The organism is Streptomyces sp. NPDC002838, assembly GCF_040295365.1.
Taxonomy (GTDB): Bacteria; Actinomycetota; Actinomycetes; order Streptomycetales; family Streptomycetaceae; genus Streptomyces.
Window position 1 is genome coordinate 1 of record NZ_JBEOVF010000046.1, and the last position, 20,567, is coordinate 20,567.

20 protein-coding genes and 1 pseudogene are annotated in these 20,567 nt (G+C 69.6%); 10 read left to right on the plus strand and 11 right to left on the minus strand.

Translation table 11 applies throughout. The features are described from left to right. Nucleotides 1-146: 146 nt before the first annotated feature. Together ABT063_RS39600 and ABT063_RS39605 are read right to left on the minus strand one after the other, a co-directional pair. Nucleotides 147-569 (minus strand): annotated as a pseudogene (locus ABT063_RS39600) (6-phosphofructokinase); the annotation flags it as partial. A 37-nt stretch (nt 570-606) separates the two neighbouring features. Beyond that, entirely contained in the window at nt 607-1,176 is a 570-nt protein-coding gene (locus ABT063_RS39605; protein ID WP_351065556.1) for a cobalamin-dependent protein, read from the minus strand. A gap of 2,232 nt (nt 1,177-3,408) precedes the next feature. On the opposite strand from ABT063_RS39605, the gene ABT063_RS39610 reads away from it, so the two are divergent. From ABT063_RS39610 to ABT063_RS39625, 4 genes are all read left to right on the plus strand, one after another. Next, nucleotides 3,409-4,674, plus strand: a complete 1,266-nt coding sequence (locus ABT063_RS39610; RefSeq protein ID WP_351065557.1) for a site-specific integrase — start codon at nt 3,409-3,411, stop codon at nt 4,672-4,674. Between the two features lie 330 nt (nt 4,675-5,004). Continuing rightward, on the plus strand, nt 5,005-6,075 hold the full coding sequence (locus ABT063_RS39615) for a Rieske 2Fe-2S domain-containing protein (RefSeq protein ID WP_351065559.1): 1,071 nt from the start codon (nt 5,005-5,007) through the stop codon (nt 6,073-6,075). Then, nucleotides 6,072-6,266: a hypothetical protein gene (locus ABT063_RS39620; RefSeq protein WP_351065561.1), complete on the plus strand. Its 195-nt coding sequence runs from the start codon at nt 6,072-6,074 to the stop codon at nt 6,264-6,266. Before ABT063_RS39615 ends, ABT063_RS39620 begins: the two co-directional genes overlap by 4 nt. Beyond that, nucleotides 6,263-7,198 (plus strand): PDR/VanB family oxidoreductase, encoded by a 936-nt coding sequence (locus ABT063_RS39625; RefSeq protein ID WP_351065563.1) that lies wholly within the window; start codon nt 6,263-6,265, stop codon nt 7,196-7,198. Before ABT063_RS39620 ends, ABT063_RS39625 begins: the two co-directional genes overlap by 4 nt. On the opposite strand, the gene ABT063_RS39630 is transcribed toward ABT063_RS39625, so the two are convergent. Beyond that, nucleotides 7,113-7,964: an IclR family transcriptional regulator domain-containing protein gene (locus tag ABT063_RS39630; RefSeq protein WP_351065565.1), complete on the minus strand. Its 852-nt coding sequence runs from the start codon at nt 7,962-7,964 to the stop codon at nt 7,113-7,115. The two genes, ABT063_RS39625 and ABT063_RS39630, sit on opposite strands and share 86 nt — an antisense overlap. Before the next feature lie 192 nt (nt 7,965-8,156). Between ABT063_RS39630 and ABT063_RS39635 the strand changes: the two genes are divergently transcribed. From ABT063_RS39635 to ABT063_RS39650, 4 genes are read left to right on the plus strand one after another with little or no spacing between them, the layout of a single operon-like run. Continuing rightward, the gene (locus ABT063_RS39635) at nt 8,157-9,128 is read left to right on the plus strand and encodes an ABC transporter substrate-binding protein (RefSeq protein WP_351065567.1); all 972 of its coding nucleotides are present in this window, start codon (nt 8,157-8,159) and stop codon (nt 9,126-9,128) included. Then, entirely contained in the window at nt 9,125-9,898 is a 774-nt protein-coding gene (locus ABT063_RS39640) for an ABC transporter permease (protein ID WP_351065569.1), read from the plus strand. Before ABT063_RS39635 ends, ABT063_RS39640 begins: the two co-directional genes overlap by 4 nt. Beyond that, nucleotides 9,895-10,674 carry an ABC transporter permease gene (locus tag ABT063_RS39645; protein ID WP_124437658.1) on the plus strand — a complete coding sequence of 260 codons (780 nt, stop codon included), beginning with the start codon at nt 9,895-9,897 and terminating at the stop codon, nt 10,672-10,674. The genes ABT063_RS39640 and ABT063_RS39645 overlap by 4 nt, the downstream gene beginning before the upstream one ends. Nucleotides 10,675-10,694: 20 nt before the next feature. Continuing rightward, complete coding sequence (locus ABT063_RS39650; RefSeq protein ID WP_351065571.1) at nt 10,695-11,489, plus strand: ABC transporter ATP-binding protein; 795 nt, start codon at nt 10,695-10,697, stop codon at nt 11,487-11,489. Between the two features lie 91 nt (nt 11,490-11,580). Here ABT063_RS39650 and ABT063_RS39655 read toward each other — a convergent pair whose 3' ends face one another. From ABT063_RS39655 to ABT063_RS39685, 7 genes are all read right to left on the minus strand, one after another. Then, complete coding sequence (locus tag ABT063_RS39655; RefSeq protein ID WP_351065573.1) at nt 11,581-12,252, minus strand: GntR family transcriptional regulator; 672 nt, start codon at nt 12,250-12,252, stop codon at nt 11,581-11,583. A 51-nt stretch (nt 12,253-12,303) separates the two neighbouring features. Next, the gene (locus tag ABT063_RS39660; RefSeq protein ID WP_351065575.1) at nt 12,304-13,305 is read right to left on the minus strand and encodes a proline racemase family protein; all 1,002 of its coding nucleotides are present in this window, start codon (nt 13,303-13,305) and stop codon (nt 12,304-12,306) included. A 12-nt stretch (nt 13,306-13,317) separates the two neighbouring features. After that, nucleotides 13,318-14,208: a dihydrodipicolinate synthase family protein gene (locus ABT063_RS39665; RefSeq protein WP_351065576.1), complete on the minus strand. Its 891-nt coding sequence runs from the start codon at nt 14,206-14,208 to the stop codon at nt 13,318-13,320. Next, nucleotides 14,205-15,617 carry an FAD-dependent oxidoreductase gene (locus tag ABT063_RS39670; protein WP_351065578.1) on the minus strand — a complete coding sequence of 471 codons (1,413 nt, stop codon included), beginning with the start codon at nt 15,615-15,617 and terminating at the stop codon, nt 14,205-14,207. Before ABT063_RS39670 ends, ABT063_RS39665 begins: the two co-directional genes overlap by 4 nt. Beyond that, entirely contained in the window at nt 15,607-15,909 is a 303-nt protein-coding gene (locus ABT063_RS39675; protein WP_351065580.1) for a (2Fe-2S)-binding protein, read from the minus strand. Before ABT063_RS39675 ends, ABT063_RS39670 begins: the two co-directional genes overlap by 11 nt. Further along, nucleotides 15,906-17,057 carry an NAD(P)/FAD-dependent oxidoreductase gene (locus tag ABT063_RS39680; RefSeq protein WP_351065581.1) on the minus strand — a complete coding sequence of 384 codons (1,152 nt, stop codon included), beginning with the start codon at nt 17,055-17,057 and terminating at the stop codon, nt 15,906-15,908. Before ABT063_RS39680 ends, ABT063_RS39675 begins: the two co-directional genes overlap by 4 nt. 111 nt (nt 17,058-17,168) lie before the next feature. Next, a complete protein-coding gene (locus tag ABT063_RS39685; RefSeq protein ID WP_351065583.1) occupies nt 17,169-17,840 on the minus strand; it encodes an MmyB family transcriptional regulator in 672 nt (223 codons plus the stop codon). 224 nt (nt 17,841-18,064) lie between these two features. Between ABT063_RS39685 and ABT063_RS39690 the strand changes: the two genes are divergently transcribed. Next, entirely contained in the window at nt 18,065-18,715 is a 651-nt protein-coding gene (locus ABT063_RS39690) for a helix-turn-helix domain-containing protein (RefSeq protein WP_351065584.1), read from the plus strand. Nucleotides 18,716-18,747: 32 nt separating this feature from the next. Next, the gene (locus ABT063_RS39695) at nt 18,748-19,281 is read left to right on the plus strand and encodes a toxin-antitoxin system, toxin component (RefSeq protein ID WP_351065661.1); all 534 of its coding nucleotides are present in this window, start codon (nt 18,748-18,750) and stop codon (nt 19,279-19,281) included. Nucleotides 19,282-19,320: 39 nt separating this feature from the next. Here the strand turns inward: ABT063_RS39695 and ABT063_RS39700 are convergent, their stop codons facing one another. Next, nucleotides 19,321-20,364 carry an alpha/beta fold hydrolase gene (locus tag ABT063_RS39700; RefSeq protein ID WP_351065585.1) on the minus strand — a complete coding sequence of 348 codons (1,044 nt, stop codon included), beginning with the start codon at nt 20,362-20,364 and terminating at the stop codon, nt 19,321-19,323. Between the last annotated feature and the right edge of the window lie 203 nt (nt 20,365-20,567).

The window sequence follows — 20,567 nt, forward strand, 5'->3', positions numbered from 1 at the left end:
CACGCTCGCCGCACGGTGCGGAGGGCCAGGTGGCTCCGCCACATGACCCTCCGCACCGCACGCCGATCGCACGCACCGAACGCCGCTCCTTCTCCTGCGGAGATCCATCAGAAGGGCCCTAGGCCGGCGTCGTCATGCGGGCCGGCTCAGCCGAAGAACACCCCGACTTCCTCGTACAGCCTCGGGTCCACCGTCTTCAGCTTGGCCGTGGCCTGAGCGATCGGGACGCGGACGATGTCGGTGCCGCGCAGGGCGACCATCGTGCCGAAGTCGCCTTCGCGCACGCAGTCGATGGCGTGCAGGCCGAAGCGGGTGGCCAGCCAGCGGTCGAAGGGGCTGGGCGAGCCGCCACGCTGCACGTGCCCGAGGACCGTGGTACGGGCCTCCTTGCCGGTGCGCCGCTCGATCTCCCTGGCGAGCCACTCGCCGACGCCGGAGAGGTGCATCGGTCCGGGAGAGGCCGGTGAGTCGGTCCTGAGCAGCACGTCGTCCTCCTTCGGTCGAGCCCCCTCGGCGACGACCACGATCGGGGCGTACGAGGCCCGGAAGCGGGACGTCACCCAGGCGCACCTCACTGGTGAAGTACCTGTCGACCGGCAGGAGCGTTTAGTCCACGGGGGCCTGCTCGATGAAGCTGGTCAGCGAGCCATAGTTAGTCTCGATCACGCGGTCGGTCACGACGCCGCTGCCGGAGATCTCGCGTCGGCCGTCCCGAAAGGCCAGGTTGGGAATCTGACCCAGGAGGTCCGGGTCGCTGATCCGGCCGTTCTTGGTCACGAGGTCGGCCAGTGCAACCGCTGCGGCTTCTCCAGGGCCGCGGACCACGACGTCCACCAGGCGCTCGCGCAGGATGCTGCGGTAGGCCAGTGACGCGTGGTAGCCACCCCATACGAGCGGAATGCCTGGGGCGTGATCGCGCACCGCTTCGATGGCATCGAGGACGTTCCCGATGCTCGGGCCGGTCATGCAGGAGACGCCGACGTAGAGCGCGTCCCGTGCCTCCTGCGCCAGCCGTGCCCTCCAATCGGGGTCAATCTGGCAGTCGATCACGACCGGGACGTGTCCAGCGGCCCGCAGCGCCGTGCCGACGGTCAGCACGGACAGCGGATGCCACGGGTAGGTGGACTCACCTGTGGACAGGGGGTCAACCCCGGCAAAGAGGATGACTTTTCCCACGGCGTTCACACTCCAAGGGCGAGGGTCGTTGGCGGCTCGGTGGCGCACGTCCTTCAGCCTGGACGGCTCGCGATGGCGTCGGTACGCCATTGGTTTGCCACTCCACTGCCACTTCGCTTCGCGAGGGCGGCTGCCTCTCGCCCGGGTGAGCTGATTCGCCGGGCTGCGCCGTCCCTGCCGTCGACTGGTGGCGCTGGGTCACGGCGCCCGTGCCGCAACTACCCCCGGGGCCCTGGCTGCTCCCAAAGGGATGAATGCCTCATCCGTGACGCGAATAGGAGGCCGGGGCACGCAAATGGCAGATGAGTGGCAGACGAATGGCGTACCGACGACCACTCACAGCCCGGAACGCTGATGTTGTGCACGCGGCGAGTCCCCGACTTCGAACTCGTCGGTGCGCCGCGGTGAGAGCGGATGGGAGGAGAAGGCTGCAATGTCCGTGAGCATCTCCGCAGCCGCGCTGTTGCTGATCGTCGTGATCTTTCTGATCCGCAAGAGCGGCCTACGGCCGACCCACGCCGTAGCCAGCATCCTTCTGGGCTTCTACCTCGCCGGATCGCGGTTCGCACCCGAGCCGAAGCCTGCCGCCGCACCTGCTCGATCTGTCGCTCGATGCCGCGCAGGCTCTTCTGTAGGTCCATGGTTACGTCGACGGTGACCTCCGGCGGATCCGCGAGGAACTCCGCCTCCCTCTCACCCAATGCTCTCAGCTCGACGGCACCGACCGCACCGGAAGCACCGGCGCTCCAAGCCGGCCGTCAGTGCCCTGCCCCGGGCTGCGCCAGCAGCCATGACGCTGGAACTCGTCCACCCACAACTCCGTGCGGAGCGGCCCGCTACCGCGCTATTCCCGGTAGCGGGCCCCCTGCATCTGGTTACGACGACGCGGGCACCGAACCCCCTCGCCTCGACGGGGCTTCTTCGCACCGCCCGCGCCGAACACCTCGTCCTGGCCGACGCCTTGCTCCCGGTCTGCTCCCAAGCTGCCCACAGGCCCGCGGCGGTGCGTAATCCATGGGGACGCTTGGGGCGGCAACACAGTTGTACCCATAACGGCGTTTTTCTGATCGCCTTTGAACGCACTCCGGTAGGGCCCCGGAGTGAAATCCGACCTCGACCACCCGTGACTGCAGATATTTTGAAAGATTTCCCGGCACGACTACACAAAATTCTGCGAAACCATACGGACACGACGTGACGGACTGGGGCTGACTATCCGCCACTGCAGGACGTCCGATAACTTCGGCTTACCTCGTTCGCCTTACAGACGGCCAACGACGATTCCACAACGTTGAAGCAAGCAAGATACCGAATCGCGGGCATGCGTGAGCTCGCGGGCCCCCGACCCTGGGGCTGGAAGGACGTGACCTAGGAGCAAAGAAACTCAATACGGCACCCCAGCCTGCGCAACGCGACATGGCCCGTATTGCGGCAACCACTCCTCGCGGTAGCCCTACGCTGCCACCGGCCGATGCTGGCCAGCGCAGCTCACGTCGTTCCGACGTCATTACGCCGGGGAATTCCATCTACTTGACGGTCGGGTCCGCAAGAGGTTCCGCCGCCAGGAACCGGCCAGCGTCCCTGTCGTCGCCCGAGAGTAGCCCGACAGCCCCTCCAGGCCTGCCCGGACACCGTCCAGGCAGTGCCATCACCCTCTTACATTCCTCTACAAGTGTTTACGACATTTATTGATATAGCGGGGCAAACTCGGCCAATCACCCCTGTCGCAACTGGATGGCTTGAGCTAGCGTCACATCCGTTCATAAACACCTGTTGATGGATGGCTCTGGTGTGCTCGCATCGCAAGGTCGGCGCCCGACCAACCCGCCACAGGTGGAGACGCGTGGCTACAGGAGGTGCGATCTTGCCGGATGCCAAGTTCGGACGCAGGAGGGCCTCGGCTTCGAGTTCACCCGGCATAGTGGACTCGGATGCCCCGACAAGTACATCAAATAAGGCAGGAACACCGACTTGGTATTTCACCTTCAACACGGCGCCGATGGACTAATCGCGGTCTTCTGCGCGCCTATCCTCTTGGCCCGTACTACCGACCCGGTCCAGGAGACAACCGGGGAGGAAACAGGAATGGCAGTCGTGTGCGCTACAGCGAGCAGCAGGTTAACGACTTGTTCGAGCGCATCAAGAAGGGTGAGCTTGCCATCCCTCCCAAGCCACTGGATCCCTAGGTGTTATGGGCTGAGAACAGACCGTCTTCTCTCACGGAAGGGACACATGGCTGAGTCCGACGCACCGTTTGATCGGTGGCATAAGAAGTACCCGAAACCAGGTGATACCCCGTGCAAGTGCGGCACCAAGAGGAGTCCGTTCTATCCATCAGCTGACCACGGGCGCGGACAGCAGTGGCAGGATCGCTACACGGACCCGAACGGCAAAACCCGCCGTCCGGCGTTCGACACCTGGGAGGCAGCCCGCAAGCACCTGGACGAAGTACGGGTGCAGATCCGCAACGGCAGCTGGGTAGATCCGGATCTGGGCAATGAAACGGTTGAGTTCTACGCGAATGAATACCTTGAACGCCGAAGGAAGAAGAAAAAGAACAAGAACACGACTGACACGTACGACACACACATCCGCGTCCACATCATTCCGTTCCTCGGGAAGCACATTGCCAAGACGCTGCGCCGCAAGCACAGCATGGCACTCGTGGATTATCTGATCGACCAACCCACCGTCGGTGGCGTCTACGGTGTTCAGATCTTCAAAACCTGGCGCATCCTCGTCAACTACATGATCGACGAGGACGTACCACTGCCGGCGAACATCGTCTCTCGAATCGAATTGCCGGAAGTGGACGAGCGCGTCAAGGTGTCCCTGAGCCCAGAGCAGGTGAACCGCCTAGTGGCTGCGATGAGGCAGGTTGAGCCGCGGTTCGAAGTCTTCGTGTGGATCGCCGCATGCGCGGGCCTCCGCGAAGGAGAAGCCATCGGCCTCAAGAAGACGTCTGTGGAATGGTCGGAAGGGCTCCAGTACATCGAGGAGCAACGACAAGGCGGGAAGGCCGCCAAGCTCAAGACTAAGGCCAGCTCAGCAACCTCGCCCGTCGACGCCTTCCTCATTGAGCAGCTGAAGAAGCACATCGAGCGTTTCCCCCAGCTGGCACCAGTGAGCCGCCGCACCGAACGCGACCGTCGCCGCCGCAGCTGGGTTCCGCCGCCAGACGAGGGGCTCATCGTCACCAACCGATACGGCCGCCCAGTTTCCAGCCGTGACTTCAACGAAAAGTGGCGTACCGCCGTCAAGCTGGCCGGGCTGCCAGAAGAGACCCGGTTCCACGACCTTAAGCACTTCTACACGTCCCAACTTGGCGCGTCAGGTCGGCACGACCCGAAGACTGTGCAAGCTCTGAGCAGGCACGCAAGGTTCTCCGAGACGTGGGAGACCTACGCCCACCCACCGCGGGCCGTGGAGGGCGTGACCGTCACGACATTCAGCGGACTGTTCGCTCCGTCGGACAGCTCCGAGGAGCACGCCGCTTGACGACCAGCCCACCAGGGGGACTTGACCCGGTCCGCCCCCTAATGTGAAAGACTCCGTGACGAAGCGAGGCTAACCATCGCGGCACGAGGGCGCGTTGACCCCTGGAACGGTCAGCATGCTCGATTCGACCCCGATTCGACCCCGCGAGCGTAGTGCCAGAAAGGCACCTGTTCCGGTCTCGGCCGGCGAGGTGAAGTGAACTGAATACCACGTGGCAGGCAGCAAGCGGCTGACCAGTGGGTTTCCGTCCCACGGAAGTCCTATTGCCGGGGTGGAGGGGACATCGTCATGGTGTGTCCAACACGACGTCGAGGATGACGGGACCCGCTCATGCCGCACATGACTGCTTTTGCCAAGAACCAGTGGTACGTCGCCGCCTACAGCCACGAGGTCGGGCGCGATCTGCTCGGCCGGACGATCCTCGGTGAGCCGCTCGTCTTCTACCGCACCGAGGAGGACGGGACGCCCGTCGTCCTGCACGACCGGTGCGTGCACCGTCGCTACCCGCTGTCCGAGGCCCCGACCCGCCTGGACGGCGACCGGATCGTGTGCGGGTACCACGGGTTCACGTACGACACGACGGGCGCCTGTGTGTACGTGCCCGGGCAGAAACGCGTACCGCGCACCGCGCGGGTCGCCTCGTACCCCGTCGTCGAGCAGGACTCGCTGATCTGGGTGTGGATCGGCGACCCGGCCCTCGCCGACCCGCAGACCATTCCGCGGGCCAAGCACCTCGACTCCCCCGGCTGGGTCACCGTCCGCGGCATGGAGCCGATCGACGCCGACTACGGCCTGCTCGTCGACAACCTTCTCGACCTCTCCCACGAGACGTATCTGCACGGCGGCTACATCGGCACCCCCGAGGTCGCCGAGACCCCCATCACCACCGAGGTCGACGAGGGCGCGGGCATCGTACGGGTGAGCCGGCACATGGACGACGCCGAGTGCCCGCCGTTCTACGCCAAGTCCACCGGCATCGAGGGCCGGATCACACGCTGGCAGGACATCGAGTACCACGCCCCCTGCCTCTACCTGCTGCACAGCCGCATCGCCCCGGTCGGTGTGCTGCCCGAGCCGGACGGCAGCGACCCGAACGGCTTCCACACCGAGATCACCTACGCCATCACCCCGTCCGCCGACGGCAAGGTCTACGACTTCTGGATGGTCTCGCGGGACTGGGCGACGGACGACGCCGAGGTCACCGAGTTCCTGCGGGGCAATAACCACACGGTCGTGATGCAGGACGTCGACGCGCTCAACCTGCTGCAGAAGACGCTCGGCACCGAGCGCACCGGCTACCAGGAGCTGAGCATCAACATCGACACCGGCGGCCTCGCCGCCCGCCGTATCCTCGCCCGTCTGGTCGAGGAGGGCGCGAAGCCCATGGAGAAGGTCCAGTGACGAGCCCGACCGGCGAGATCTACCGCATCGACTGGCTGCCGGGCACCGACATCCTGCACGGCACCTGTCACTGCGGCCGCGAGCACACCGCGCAGGATCCCATCGAGATGTGGGAGTGGATGCTCGCCCATCCGCAGGGACACGAGCCGCGACACGAGCAGCAAGGCGAGCCGCAAGGAAACAGCTCATGACCGTGTACGAAGCCGAACTCGTCGTCGACCGCCGGGAGTCCGCGGCCGACGGCGTGCTCGCCCTCACCCTGCGCCACCCGCTGGGCGAGGAACTCCCCGCCTGGGAACCGGGCGCGCACATCGACGTGCTGCTCGGTCCCGATCTGGAGCGGCAGTACTCGCTGTGCGGGGACCCGGCGGACCGGCAGGTGTGGCGGGTCGGCGTCCTGCGCGAGCCCGAGGGGCGCGGTGGATCCGCGTACGTCCACGGGGAGTTGCGGCAGGGGGACAAGGTCCGGGTGCGCGGACCGCGCAACAACTTCGCCCTCGAACCCGCCCCGCGCTACCGCTTCGTCGCCGGTGGCATCGGCATCACCCCGATCCTGCCGATGCTGGCGGCGGCCGAGGCGGCGGGTGCTCAGTGGACGCTGCTGTACGGGGGCCGGACGCGTGACTCCATGGCTTTCACCGAGGAGTTGGGCGCGTACGGGGACAGGGTGACCATCGCCCCGCAGGACGAGACCGGGCTGCTGGACCTCGGCTCCGTGCTCGACGACCTGCCCGAGGGCACCCTCGTCTACTGCTGCGGTCCGGGGCCCCTGCTGGACGCGGTCGAAAAGCGGTGTCCGGGCGGGCGGCTGCGCGTCGAACGGTTCCAGCCGAAGGAGCGGGAGAGCGGCCCGGACAGCGTGTTCGAGGTCGTGCTGGAGCGCACCGGGCACACGCTGACCGTGTCCGAGGGCGTGTCCATCCTGGACACCGTGCGCGCCGCCGGTGTGGAGGTGCTCTTCTCCTGCACCGAGGGCACCTGCGGCACCTGCGAGACCGACGTCCTGGAGGGCACCCCGGACCACCGGGACTCGGTGCTCACGGACGAGGAGCGGGCGAGCTGCGAGACGATGATGATCTGTGTGTCCCGGTGCCGGGGCGAGCGGCTCGTGCTGGACCTGTGATCCTCAGGTCGGCGTCGATCCGCGCGACGGTCGCCAGCAGGTGGGGCAGCAGGTCGCGGCGGACGGACTCGCAGGAGTTGCGGCTGGCGTGCACCGCGATGTTCACGCCGGCCACCACCTCGCCGTCCCGGTCCCGCACCGGGGCGGCGACCGACCTGAGCCCCTCCTCCAGTTCCTGGTCGACGAGGGCGTAGCCCTGCCGTCGTACGCGGTGCAGTTCCGCGCGCAGGGCGTCCGCCGAGACCAGGGTGCGCGCGGTCAGCCGTTTCAGCTCCGCGCAGGCGAGCCGGGCCTCGATCTCGTCGTCCGGCAGATGGGCGAGGATGACCCGGCCCACGGAGGTGACGTGTGCAGGGAAGCGGGTGCCGACCGTGATGGACGCCGTCATGATGCGACTGGTCGGGACGCGGGCGGCGTACACGACGGCGTCGCCGTCCAGGACGCACAGCGACGACGACTCCCGTACCTGCGCGACGAGTTGCTCCAGGTGCGGTACGGCGATCTCCGGCAGGGTGACACTGGACAGGTAGGAGTAGCCGAGCTCCAGCACGCGCGGGGTGAGACGGAAGAGCCGGCCGTCGGTCTGCACATATCCGAGGTCGGCGAGCGTGAGAAGGAAGCGACGGGCCGCCGCCCGGGTCAGTTCGCAGGCGCGGGCGACCTCGCTCAGCGTCAGCGCCGGATGGTCGGCGTCGAAGGCTCGGATCACGGCGAGGCCGCGCTCGAAGGACTGGACGAAGTACGGTGCGCGAACCGCAGCGGCCATCGGCGCCTCCAGCAGGACGTACGAACGTACGCAGAGCGCACGCTATGAGTGCAGGTCCTGTGATGTCAACGGCCCTCCATCGCACGGGCATTGACCATGACAAGCAATCGGCCATACGTTCTCGCTGTGCACATCCGTGCTGTCTGCGCACAGGCTGTCGGAGCACCAGGTCCGGTCCCACAGGGGGAACCAATGCGTCGTCGTCTGCTCGTCGGCCTCACGGCCGTATCCGTTCTGACCGCCGCCACGGCCTGCGGCTCGTCCGACTCCTCGGGGTCGGACAAGGCCGCCGCGTCCGGTGGCACCACCACGGTCAAGGTCGGCCTCATCCCCATCGTCGATGTCGCGCCCCTGTACCTGGGCCAGCAGAAGGGCATCTACAGCAAGCACGGCCTGAAGCTGGAGATCACCACCGCGCAGGGCGGCGCGGCGATCGTGCCCGGGGTGGCGAGCGGTCAGTTCCAGTTCGGTTTCTCCAATGTCACCTCGCTGATGGTCGCCCAGTCCAACAACGTGCCGGTCAAGGCCGTCGCCAATGCCATCGCCTCGACCGGCGTGGAGGGCAAGGACTTCAGCGGGCTCACGGTCAAGAAGGACAGCCCGATCAAGTCGCCGAAGGACTTGGAGGGCAAGAAGGTCGCCATCAACACCCTGAAGAACATCAACGAGACGTCCGTGCGCGCCTCGGTACGCAAGGCGGGCGGCGACCCGGACAAGGTCAAGTTCGTCGAGCTGGCCTTCGATCAGATGCCGGCCGCCCTCGACAGCGGCCAGATCGACGCCGCCCAGGTCGTCGAGCCCGCCCTGGCCACCGTCAAGAGCCAGGGCGGGCGGGAGATCGCCTCGCCGCTGGTGGACGTGGCACCGGACCTCACCGTCGCCATGTACTTCGCGTCGACGCAGTACGCGCAGCAGAACCCGGAGGTGGTCAAGAAGTTCCAGGAGGCCACCGCCGAGGCCCTGGCCTACGCCGACGCCCACCCCGACGAGGCGCGCCAGGTCGTCACCACGTACACGAAGATCCCGGCGGCCGTGCTGGAGAAGGTGACCCTGCCGAAGTGGCCGGCCGAGCCGAACCGCGCCTCCCTCGAGGCGCTGATGAAGCTGGGCGAGGAGGACGGCCTCTTCAAGTCGACGCCGGATCTGGACAAGTTGCTGCCGTGAGAGGCGCGAACATCGCACTCGGTGCGGCCGGGCTCGCGGCCTTCCTCGCGCTGGGCGAGGCGGCGCCGCGGCTCGGCCTGGTCAAGGAGGCCTACTTCCCGCCGACCAGCCGCATCGCCGACGCGCTGCTCGACGAGGTGGCGGACAGCGCCTTCTGGACCGCGCTCGGCGACACCCTCACCGGCTGGGCGCTGGGCCTGGCGATCGCGTCCTGCGCGGGCATCGTGGTGGGCGTGCTGATCTCGGTCGTGCCGTATCTGCGCGAGGCGACCGCCTCGACGATCGAGTTCCTGCGCCCGATCCCGTCGGTCGCGCTGATCCCGCTGGCGGTGCTGCTGTACGGCTCCGAACTGCGCTCGGTGCTGCTGCTCGTTGTCTACGCCTCGTTCTGGCAGGTGCTGATCCAGGTCCTGTACGGCGTCCAGGACCTCGACCCCGTCGCCGACGAGACGGCGCGGTCGTACGGCCTCGGCACCTGGGCGCGGATCCGGCATGTGCTGTGGCCGACCGCGCTGCCGTACGTGATGACCGGTGTCCGGCTGGCGGCGGCCGTCGCGCTGATCCTCGCCATCACCGCCGAACTCATCATCGGGGCACCGGGGCTGGGCAAGCGCATCGGGGTCGCGCAGGCCTCGCAGGCCGTGCCCGAGATGTACGCGCTGATCGTGGTGACCGGTCTGCTGGGGCTGCTGATCAACGTCGGCGCGCGGACGGTGGAGCGGCGGGCGCTGGCCTGGCACCAGTCGGTGCGCGGGGAGGTGGCGGTATGAGGCGCCTGCTGCTGCGGGTGGTCTTCGTTCTCGCCCTGCCGGCGCTGCTGGTCGCGGGCTGGTGGGTGGCCTCCGACGACAGTACGGACGTGTACTGGCCGCCGCTGCGGACGATCCTGGAGACCTTCCCGGACGTATGGACGAGCGACCGCCTCGAGGACGACGTGCTGCCCAGTGTGCTGCGGCTGTCGGGCGGTTACGCGCTGGCGGCCGTCGTCGGCGTGGCGCTCGGCACGGTCATCGGCTCCTACCGGCGGGTGCGGGCGGTGTGCGAGCCGGTGCTGGAGTTCCTGCGAGCGGTGCCGCCGCCCGTGCTGATCCCGGTCATCATGCTGTTCGCGGGCATCGGCGACACCATGAAGGTCACCGTCATCGCGAGCGGCTGTGTGTGGCCGATCCTGCTCAACACCGTGGAGGGCGTCCGGGCGGTGGACCCGGTGATGGCGGAGACGGCACGCTCGTACGGCATCACGGGCGCCTCCCGCCTGCGCACGGTGGTCCTGCGCTCGGCGAGCCCGCAGATCTTCGCGGGGCTGCGCCAGGCGCTGTCCATCGCCATCATCCTGATGGTGATCAGTGAGATGTTCGCGGCCAGCAGCGGACTCGGCTTCACCATCGTCCAGTTCCAGCGCAGCTTCGCCATCCCCGACATGTGGACCGGCATCCTCGTGCTCGGCCTGCTCGGCTTCCTGCTGTCCGTCGTCTTCCAGCTGGTCGAGCGGCGGGCGCTCGGCTGGTACCACGGTCTGCGCGCATCCACCCGGCGGTCCCGGTGAGCATCGTGAAAGGGCGGTCCATGCACGCGTTTCTTGACGTATCCGGCCTGCAGAAGGTGTACGACGGTTCCGGGCGGCGGGTGGAGGCGGTACGCGACCTCACCTTCACCGTAGACGCGGGCGAACTCGTCTGTCTGGTCGGCCCGTCGGGCTGCGGCAAGACGACCCTGCTGAAGTGCATGGGCGGCCTGCTGGCGCCGACTTCGGGCGAAGTGCTCCTCGAGGGACGGAAGGTGACCGGGCCGCCGCCCGGCATGGCCTTCGTCTTCCAGGAGTACGGGCGCAGTCTGTTCCCCTGGATGCGGGTCGGCGAAAACGTCGAACTTCCCCTGAAGCAGAAGGATCTGAGCAAGGCGCGACGCCGGGAGCTGGTGACGGACGCGCTGCACTCGGTCGGGCTCGGGGACGCGGCCGGGGCGTATCCCTGGCAGCTGTCGGGCGGTATGCAGCAGCGCGTCGCCATCGCCCGCGCGCTGGCGTACGAGCCCCGGGTGCTGCTGATGGACGAGCCGTTCGCGGCGGTGGACGCGCAGACCCGTGCGGATCTGGAGGACCTGGTACGGCGGCTGTGGCGGGAGCGGGGCATCACGATTCTGTTCGTCACCCATGACATCGACGAGGCCATCTATCTCGGTGAGCGGGTGATCGTGCTGTCGGCCTCCCCCACGGTCGTGCAGGAGCAGTTGAAGGTCGATCTGCCGGACGAGCGGGACCAGTTGCACACGAGGGTGGCTCCGCGGTTCGCGGAGTTGCGTACGCATGTGTATGAGCAGATTCAGGCGGCGAAGAGAGGGGCCGGGACCGCTGGGTCCTAAGAGCTCGGTCCAACATGCCATCTGGAGGCTGGGAGCCGGGGGCTGGTCGCGCCCACGCGCGGAGCCGCATGTGTCACAGCCCCGCGTCCCTTCAGGGCGCTGCCCAGAGGCCTCTTACATGGCCGAGGTGCCTGGTCATCACCGCGCGTACGGCGTTCTCGTCCCGGGCGAGCAGCGCGTCGAGGAGTTCCAGGTGCTCCTCGGCGGAGGACTGGAGCCGTCCCGCCTCGGCCAGTGCCGTCAGCCCGTACAGGCGGGAGCGGCGCCGCAGGTCCCGTACCACCTCGACGAGGTGCGCGTTGCCGGCGAGGGCCAGCAGTCCGAGGTGGAAACACAGGTCCGCCTCGACGTAGGCGATGAGGTCGCCGGCCGCGGCGGAGGTGACGATCTCCTGGGCGACCGGGCGCAGCGCCTCCAGGTCGGCGGGGTCGGCCGTGGCCGCGAGTCCGACCGTGGTCGGGATCTCGATGAGGGACCGGATGTGGGTGTACTCGTCGAGCTGTCGCTCCGAGACGGCGGTGACCCGGAAGCCCTTGTTGGGGACGGTGTCGACCAGGCCCTCCTTGACCAGGTCCAGCATGGCCTCGCGTACGGGGGTGGCGGAGACGCCGAAGCGGGCGGCGAGGCCCGGCGCCGAGTACACCTCGCCCGGCCGCAGCTCGCCGGCGATCAGCGCGGCCCGCAGCGCGTCCGCGACCCGCTCCCGGTGGCTGGGTTTCCTGCCGCCCAGCACGGGCAGTTCGGGGATGTGCTGCGGGGCCATGACGGTCGTTCTCCTTCGGTCAGCGGACATTATGGGGGCCGCCCGAGCCGCCTACAGCACGAAGCCCGCCGGGAACGGGTCCGACGGATCGAGCAGGTACTGCGCGGTGCCGGTGACCCAGGCGCGGCCGGTGAAGCTGGGCAGGACGGCGGGGCGGCCGGCGACTTCAGTGGTGCCGAGGAGCCGACCGGTGAACCGGGTTCCGATGAAGGACTCGTTCACGAACTCGGTGTGCAGGGGGAGTTCGCCGCGCGCGTGCAGCTGCGCCATGCGCGCGCTGGTGCCCGTGCCGCAGGGCGAGCGGTCGAACCAGCCGGGGTGGATCGCCATCGCGTGCCGGGAGTGCTGGGCGGTGGCGCCGGGTGCGAGCAGGTGGACGTGGTGGCAGCCGTGGATGGACGGGTCCTCGGGGTGGACGGGTTCCTCCTCGGCGTTGATCGCCGCCATGAGGGACAGGCCCGCCTGGAGGATGTCGTCCTTGCGGGAACGGTCGAAGGGCAGACCGAACTCCTCCAGCGGCAGGATGGCGTAGAAGTTGCCGCCGTAGGCCAGGTCATAGGTCACCGTGCGCCCGTCGGCGAGGGTGATCTTGCGGTCGAGGCCGACGGAGAAGGACGGGACGTTTTTGAGGGTGACCGCCTTCGCGGCCCCGTCCTCCACCGCCACCTCCGCGACGACGAGGCCCGCCGGGGTGTCGAGCCGGATGGTGGTGACCGGCTCGACGACCTCGACCATGCCGGTCTCGACGAGCACGGTCGCCACGCCGATCGTGCCGTGCCCGCACATCGGCAGATAGCCGGAGACCTCGATGTAGATCACGCCCCAGTCACAGTCGGGGCGGGTGGGCGGCTGAAGGATCGCGCCGCTCATCGCCGAGTGGCCGCGCGGCTCGTTCATCAGCAGCTGCTTGATGTCGTCGCGGTGCTCACGGAAGTACAGGCGCCGCTCGTTCATGGTCGCGCCGGGGACGGTGCCGATACCGCCGGTGATCACGCGGGTGGGCATGCCCTCGGTGTGCGAGTCGACGGCGTGCAGGACGAGTTTGCTGCGCATGACCGAACCTCCCTACGCCAGCCCTGCGGCGACGGCCTTGTCGGTGGCGGAGCGGATCGTGGCCTCCTGCTCGGGGAGCAACGGCACCCTGGGCGGACGGCAACGTCCCCCGTGGCGGCCGACGATGTCCATGGAGAGCTTGATGGCCTGCACGAACTCGACCTTGGAGTCCCAGCGCAGCAGTGGGTGCAGTTGCTCGTAGAGCTTCTTGGCGGTGCCCAGGTCGCCGCCGACGGCCGCGCGGTACAGCTCGACGGTGGACTTCGGCAGCGCGTTCGGGTAGCCGGCCACCCAGCCCTTGGCGCCGGCCAGCGCGAGCTCCAGCAGGACGTCGTCGGCGCCGATCAACAGGTCCAGTTCCGGGGCGACTTCGGCGAGCTGGTAGGCGCGGCGGACGTCTCCGGAGAACTCCTTGACCGCTCGGATGTACCCCTCGCCGTGCAGCTTGGCGAGCAGCTCCGGCACCAGGTCGACCTTGGTGTCGATGGGGTTGTTGTACGCCACGACCGGCACGCCCGCCTCGGCGACCTCGGCGTAGTGGGCGAGGACGGAACGCTGGTCGGCGCGGTAGGCGTTGGGCGGCAGCAGCATTACGGCGGCACAGCCCGCGTCGCGTGCCTGTTCGGCCCAGCGGCGGGCCTCGGCGGAGCCGTAGGCGGCGACGCCGGGCATCACGCGCGCGCCGCCGATGGCGGACACGGCCGTCTCGACGACCTTGGCCCGCTCCTCGGGGGTGAGCACCTGGTACTCGCCGAGCGATCCGTTCGGTACGACGCCGTCGCAGCCATTGTCGACCAGCCAGGCGCAGTGCTCGGCGTACTTGCCGTAGTCGACGGAGAGGTCGTCGTTCAGCGGGAGCGCGGTGGCGACGAGCACGCCGCGCCAGGGACGGTGGTCGGTCATGAGAGTCCTCTCTCTGTGGGCTGTCGGGCAAGGACGCCGAGGGGTACGGGCCGCGCGAACGGGCGCCGGGAGGGGGTGAACGCGCACCCGGCGAGGCCGGCGACCGCGGGACCGCACACCCGCCCCTGACACCACCCCATCCCGGCCCGCGTCAGCAGCTTCACGGTCCTGAGGTCACCGGCGCCGAGTCGCTCGACGGCCTCCCGGACCGCACCGCCGGTGACCTCCTCGCAGCGGCAGACGACGGTGTCGTCGGTGACCTGCTCGGCCCAGTGCGCGGGCGGCGCGTACACGGTGTCGAGCGCGGCGGAGAACTCCCGCAGCCGGGCACGGGACTTCGCGGCCGCGGCCCACTCCCGCCGGTCGGGTTCGGCCCCGTGCAGCCGCGCCGCGGCGGAGCGCCCGGCGATGTGCCCCTCGGCGAGCGCCAGGGCCGCCCCGCCGATGCCGGTGGCCTCACCCGCCGCCCAGACACCGGGAACGTCGGTGCGCTGTTCGTCGTCCACGTGAACGTTCGAGTCGTCGAGGCGGCAGCCCAGGGTCTCGGCCAGATCGGTGTGCGGCAGCATGCCGTGGCCGACGGCGAGGGTGTCGCAGGGGACAGGGCGCTCCGTGCCGGGCGTGACCCGCCCAACGCCGTCGAGCGCGGCGACGGTCACCGCCTCCAGCCGCTCGGTGCCGTGCGCCGCGACCACGGTGTGGCGCACGAGGGTGCGCACGCGGTGCCGCAGCAGCCGGGCCGCGTATCCGGCGCCCTCGGCGACCTTGTCCGGCCGCGCGGCCAGTGCGCGGGTCCGCCGTAGGAACGCGCGCGGATCGGCGGACTCGACGAGCGCGGCGACCTCCACCCCGGCCGCGGCGAGCCCGGTGGCCACCGGCAGCAGCAGGGGCCCGGTCCCGGCGACCACGGCGGTCCGCCCGGGCACCGCGAGGACGCCCTTGAGCATGGCCTGGGCCCCGCCCGCGGTGACGACGCCGGGGAGGGTCCAGCCGGGGAAGGGCAGCACCTTCTCGTAGCCGCCGGTGGCGAGGAGCACGGCGTCGGCACGCACCTCGACCGGCTCCTCCTGCTCGGGGCCGAGCAGGGCGTGCACGGTGAAGCCCTCGCCGCGTCGCTCGCCTCGCTCCACGATCCAGACGTGATGGTCCGTCAAGTGCCGTACGGTGCCTGCCCGCACATGGACGCCCAGTCCGTCCCGCAGCCGCTCCCAGGTCCGCCACTGGTGATGCAGGGCCTGCGGGCGGCCTGCGCGCAGTTCGGCGGCGGGCTGCCGGTAGAACTGTCCGCCCGCCTGTGCGGCCGAGTCGAGCAGGGTGACCCGGACGCCGCGGGCCGCCGCGGCGACGGTCGCGGCGAGACCGGCCGGCCCCGCGCCGATCACCGCGAGGCGGGGTCGCTCACTCGGCATGCCCGGTCCCCTCCTGCGTACGGATGGTGTCGCCCGGACGCACCGGCACCAGACAAGCCCGCCTGTTCGGGCGCCCGTTGACGGTCACCAGGCAGTCGAAGCAGACGCCGATCCCGCAGAAGATCCCGCGCGGACGGCGTTCACCGCGGGTGCTGCGCCAGGAGGTGACTCCGGCCGACCAGAGCGCGGCGGCGACCGTCTGGCCGGGCAGCGCCTCGACCGTACGGCCGTCCAGGGTGATGGTGAAGGCGGGGCCCGGCTCGGCCCCGGCGAGGTCCAGGGGGGATGTCACGCGGCCTCCTCGGGGAAACGGTCGGGCCGGAACGGCGCCAGGTCCAGGTCGGGCGTCTTCGCGGTCAGTGCCTGCGCGATCAGGTGCCCGGTTCCGGTGGCCAGTCCGATGCCCGCGCCCTCGTGCCCGCAGGCGTGGAACAGCCCGGGCACGCGGGGATCGGGGCCGATGGCGGGCAGATGGTCGGGCATGTACGGGCGGAAGCCGAGGTAGGAGCGCAGAGCGTGGACATCGGCCAGGAAGGGGAACAGCCGGGTCGCGCCGGCCGCCAGGGCCCGTACCGCCGGCAGCGAGAAGGTCCGGTCGAATCCGACGCGTTCCCGGCTCGCGCCGATCAGGATCGGGCCCGCCGCCGTCCCCTCCACGACCGGTGAGGTCTGCAGTGCGGCGGAGTCGCTGGCCACGTCGGCCACGTAGTCGGCGGCGTACACCTTGTGGCGGACCAGGCGCGGGAGCGGTTCGGTGACCAGGACGAAGCCGCGCCGGGGCAGGACGGGCAGGGAGGTTCCGGCACGTGCGGCGAGCTCGGCGCCCCAGGTGCCGGCCGCGTTGACGACCGCCGGGGCGTGCAGATCGTCCCGGTCCGTGCGGACCCCGCGCACTTCGCCGTCCGCCGTGCGCAGTACGTCCGTCACGGTCCGGCCGGTGAGCAGGCGCGCGCCGGAGGCCTTCAGCAGGTGGGCGGCGGCCAGGGCGGGCATGACCTGGCTGTCCTGCGGGTAGTGGACACCGCCCGGCAGGCCCGGGGCGAGGTGGGGTTCGAGGTCGTACAGTTCGCCGCCCGTGACCGTGTCCGCCACAACCCCGGCGGCGCGCTGCCCGTCGGCGAACCGCTCCAGGGCCGCGAGCCCGCCGGAGGTCGAGGCGACCACGACGCCGCCCTTGGCCTCGTACTCGAAGATCTCGCCGTGCTCCCCCGCGAGTTCCTCCCACAGGCGCCCGGACAGCAGAGCGAGATCGAGCTCGGGACCCGGCTCCTTGTCGGAGACGAGGAGGTTGCCCTCACCGGCGCCGGTCGTGCCGCCGGCCACCGGGCCGCGGTCCACCACGGTGACGTCGAGCCCCGCCCGGGCCGCGTACAGGGCGCAGGCGGCGCCCACCATTCCGGCTCCGACGACCACGACATCGCAGGTCAGTCGCTCGCTCACGGCAGTACTATGTCACATATCGCTGGTCCGGGGAATGCCGCCACCGGCGGGAAGAGGCGGGTTGATCCACTGACAAGGCGCCGTCGGCGACCTGAACGCCGACGGTGCCTGTCAGGCCTCGGGGGCGGGCACCACGCTGAGGTGGCCGGCCGTGCGGCGGGGACGGACGGCCCGCCGCGGGGCCGGCACCGGGCGGCGCGCGGGGCGCAGGACCAGCGTCAGCCGGGTGTAGCCCATGTCCCGCAGGGTCCTGGGCGTCTCGTCGACGACCCGGCAGTCGGTGGCGCCCCAGCGCGGGTCGGGATGCAGCAGCGGGCGGACGGCGCCGTCGTGCTCGACGCCCTGCTCGCCGACCACGCGGATCCAGTGCGGCAGGCCGTGCCGGTAGGCGGCCTCCATGATCGGGTCCTGGGCGATGTCCCGGCGGATCGACTGCAGCCCGTGGTCGTGGCCGTGCCGCTCCACGGCGGCGGCGAAGTGCGCCAGCATCGGCAGGCACCAGCGCGACTCGTGGTCACCGAGGACCGTGCTCGCGTCGGGGTGGAACAGGACGAACCTGAGGAAGTTGTCGCCCGGCATGGCCGTCGGGTGGGTGCCCACGCCACGGAAAAGTGTCTCGAAAGCGGTGTTGGCCAGGACGACGTCCCAGCGGATGTCGAGAACGAGGGACGGGAAGGAGACGGCGTCCAGGAGGGTGGCGTAGTCCTGCAGATACGCCCGGGCCTCGAGACTCTCGGGGACGGGCCGCGGTTCCGACCGCTGCCCACCTGCCTGATATGCCATCGGGAGGTCACCCCTCTTGCCTATGCGGCCTTCACGCGGCGCCTTGATCCTGATGCCCCGACTTGAGCCGTGTCAACTATCGTGGCATTCCACGGCTGTTGACGGCTGAAATTGGCCACAGTTGTGGCGAGACCTGGATGTGAGTTCGAACAACGGGCTACTCTCCGGGAAGTTCACGGCAACCTGCTTGTGAGAAGCCAGTGAGAAACGTAGGAGATCTGTCGGTGTCGGATGGCTTCGAGTCTCCGGGCGACGCGGCGTCGGCCGTACTGCCGTCGGTCGTCGCCCGCGTCACCGCACTCGCCGACCGGCTCGGCGTGCCGCACGCGGAGGTCTTCGACACCGGCCGCCTGTCCGTGGCCTCCGGCGTGCCCGAGCCCGTCGTCAAGGCGCTGCTGAGCGGCCGCCCCGCGGGCGAACCGGACGTCCAGACCCGGTTCCTGCAACGCCTGGACATGCTGCGCCGCACGCGGCTGAAGCCCAACGGGCGCAAGTACACCCAACAGGAGATCGCCGACGGAGCCGGCATGTCCCGGCAGCAGGCCGGCGCGCTCATCAACGGCGACCGCCGCCCCACCATGGAGCACTGCGACGCCATCCAGCGGTTCTTCCGGGTGCACGCCGGTTTCCTCACGGCGGAGGATCCCGAGGCGCTCGCGGGCGCCCTCCAGCGCACCGAGCAGGACCTCTTGCAGAAGCTCGCCGAGCGGGAGGCGGCCGCGGCCGCCGACGACCCGCTGGAGCGGCTGCTGCAGGACCACGGCGTCCGCGGGATCGCCTGGCGGGCCGCGCAGTTGCCCACCGACCAGCACCGCGACAAGGTGGCGGAGTGGCTGGACATGCTCCTGGAGAGCGTCAAGCGGCCCGAGTCCTGATCCGGGGGAGAACTGTGGGCATCGGTAAGGAAATGCGCCGTCTGTGCGGCGAGTTGGTCACGGAGCTGACCCTCGCCGCCCCGGCACGGCCCGAGGACCTGTACGGCGCCCTGTGCGAGGCGATGAGCAGACGCCGCGGCCGCCCCGTGCACTTCCGTACGGCCGCCTTCCCGCCCGGCACGGCCAGCGGGCTGTGGCTCGACATGGCCGACCAGGACCTCGTCGTCATCGAGGAACGCACCGCCCCCGATCACCAATTGGTGATCCTCGGCCATGAGCTGTGGCACATGAAGGCCGGGCACTGCAGTCATCACGTGGAGGGCGCGGCGGTCGCGGCCCGTCTGCTGGACGACGAGGCGGACCTCCAGGCGACGGTGCTGAAGGTCGCCGCCCGCACCCGCTTCGACCAGGCCGACGAGAAGGAGGCGGAGACCTTCGGCCTTCTTCTGGCCAGCAAGTGCCGCACATGGCTGGCCGGCTCGTCGTCGCGGGGCCCGGTGCAGCGCGATCACCTGGCGGGCAGGATCGAGGCGTCACTGGGGTACCTGGGATCACAACAGGGTTGACCGGCGGCTCGCCCCGTAGGGACCGAGCCATCAAGCGACTCACGTCGCACTGCGTTCACTGGCCTCGCGCAAATCACGCTCGATCGCACGGCTGTGAGCAGCGTCGGCCCGGCCCTCCGCCGTCCCCGGCCTTCCCTCCCGCAGCAAGTCCCGCCAGTGCTCCCGGCTCCAGTCGGCCGCGGTCGTACCGGCGGTGAACTCCTCCACCAGGGCGACGAACCGCCCCGGATCGCTGTGGAACGGAAAGTGACCCGCGCCCTCGAAGATCTCCAGCCGGCTGCCCGGCATCGCCTCGTGCGCCCCGTACGCGTGTCGTACGGGCACCACGCTGTCCCGGTCGCCCCACAGCAGCATGGTCGGCATGCCCTCGGTGAGGTAGCAGCGGTCGAGCATGGTCACGACCTGGCCGCGCCAGTCGACGACCGCGCGCAGGGTGCGGATGAAGGCGTTCCGCGCGGTCTCGTCGGGCAGCGCGTCCACGAGGGTGAGCAGTTCGGGGGCGTCCTGTCCGAGGTCGGTGTCGAAGAGCTTCATCAGGTGTGCGGCGAGGCCCACTTGGAGGCGCATGCCGGGCAGACGCAGCGCGGACAGCATCAGATGGGCGCCGGGCAGCGAGACCAGCCGTAGGACGGGGTTGACCTCGCGGCCCACGCCGCCCGCGCTGACCAGGATGAGCCGCTCGGTGCGCTCGGGGAACTGGTAGGCGAACTGCATGGCCACGCCTGCGCCGAGTGAATGTCCGACCAGGGAGGCCGATTCGATGCCGAGGGTGGTGAGCAGGTCGCGCACGCCGTTGGCGTAGGCGGCGACGGAGTAGTCGGCGCGGGGTTTGTCGGAGGCCCCGTGGCCGAGGAGGTCGGGGGCGATCACGGTGTGGGCGCGGGCGAGGTCGGGGATGAGTTCGGCCCAGGTCGCCGAGGAGTCGCCGATGCCGTGGATGAGGACGAGGGCCGGGCCCTGGCCGGCCATGCGGTAGGCGCGGCGGTAGCCGTGCACGACGCGGTACTTCAGCTGGAGTTCCGCCTCGCCCACCGGGCGCAGCCGTACGGTGCGCGCCGGGCGCCGTCGTGGGGCGTCGACCACGCGTTTCGCCTCCTGTTCCAGTGGCCGCGGTGGGGCGGCCGGAAGCCCTTCCTTCCAGCGTAGGGGCGTATTCCTCCCGTGGATTTCGGTGAGGTTTCGCCTCCGCTAAGCGGGCGAACGGACGTGGAGCGGGGCCCGATTGTCAGTGGTGGGCGGCAAGCTGGAAGTGCACCGCCCTGTGGGGGCGTGACAGCACAGACCGA

What these genes read in the sequence shown, in the direction of transcription:
- ABT063_RS39610 (WP_351065557.1), top strand. Translation starts at nt 3,409, where the DNA reads ATGGCTGAGTCCGACGCACCGTTTGATCGGTGGCATAAGAAGTACCCG.
- ABT063_RS39615 (WP_351065559.1), top strand. Translation starts at nt 5,005, where the DNA reads ATGCCGCACATGACTGCTTTTGCCAAGAACCAGTGGTACGTCGCCGCC.
- ABT063_RS39625 (WP_351065563.1), top strand. Translation starts at nt 6,263, where the DNA reads ATGACCGTGTACGAAGCCGAACTCGTCGTCGACCGCCGGGAGTCCGCG.
- ABT063_RS39630 (WP_351065565.1), bottom strand. Translation starts at nt 7,964, where the DNA reads ATGGCCGCTGCGGTTCGCGCACCGTACTTCGTCCAGTCCTTCGAGCGC.
- ABT063_RS39635 (WP_351065567.1), top strand. Translation starts at nt 8,157, where the DNA reads ATGCGTCGTCGTCTGCTCGTCGGCCTCACGGCCGTATCCGTTCTGACC.
- ABT063_RS39645 (WP_124437658.1), top strand. Translation starts at nt 9,895, where the DNA reads ATGAGGCGCCTGCTGCTGCGGGTGGTCTTCGTTCTCGCCCTGCCGGCG.
- ABT063_RS39650 (WP_351065571.1), top strand. Translation starts at nt 10,695, where the DNA reads ATGCACGCGTTTCTTGACGTATCCGGCCTGCAGAAGGTGTACGACGGT.
- ABT063_RS39655 (WP_351065573.1), bottom strand. Translation starts at nt 12,252, where the DNA reads ATGGCCCCGCAGCACATCCCCGAACTGCCCGTGCTGGGCGGCAGGAAA.
- ABT063_RS39660 (WP_351065575.1), bottom strand. Translation starts at nt 13,305, where the DNA reads ATGCGCAGCAAACTCGTCCTGCACGCCGTCGACTCGCACACCGAGGGC.
- ABT063_RS39665 (WP_351065576.1), bottom strand. Translation starts at nt 14,208, where the DNA reads ATGACCGACCACCGTCCCTGGCGCGGCGTGCTCGTCGCCACCGCGCTC.
- ABT063_RS39670 (WP_351065578.1), bottom strand. Translation starts at nt 15,617, where the DNA reads ATGCCGAGTGAGCGACCCCGCCTCGCGGTGATCGGCGCGGGGCCGGCC.
- ABT063_RS39685 (WP_351065583.1), bottom strand. Translation starts at nt 17,840, where the DNA reads ATGGCATATCAGGCAGGTGGGCAGCGGTCGGAACCGCGGCCCGTCCCC.
- ABT063_RS39695 (WP_351065661.1), top strand. Translation starts at nt 18,748, where the DNA reads ATGCGCCGTCTGTGCGGCGAGTTGGTCACGGAGCTGACCCTCGCCGCC.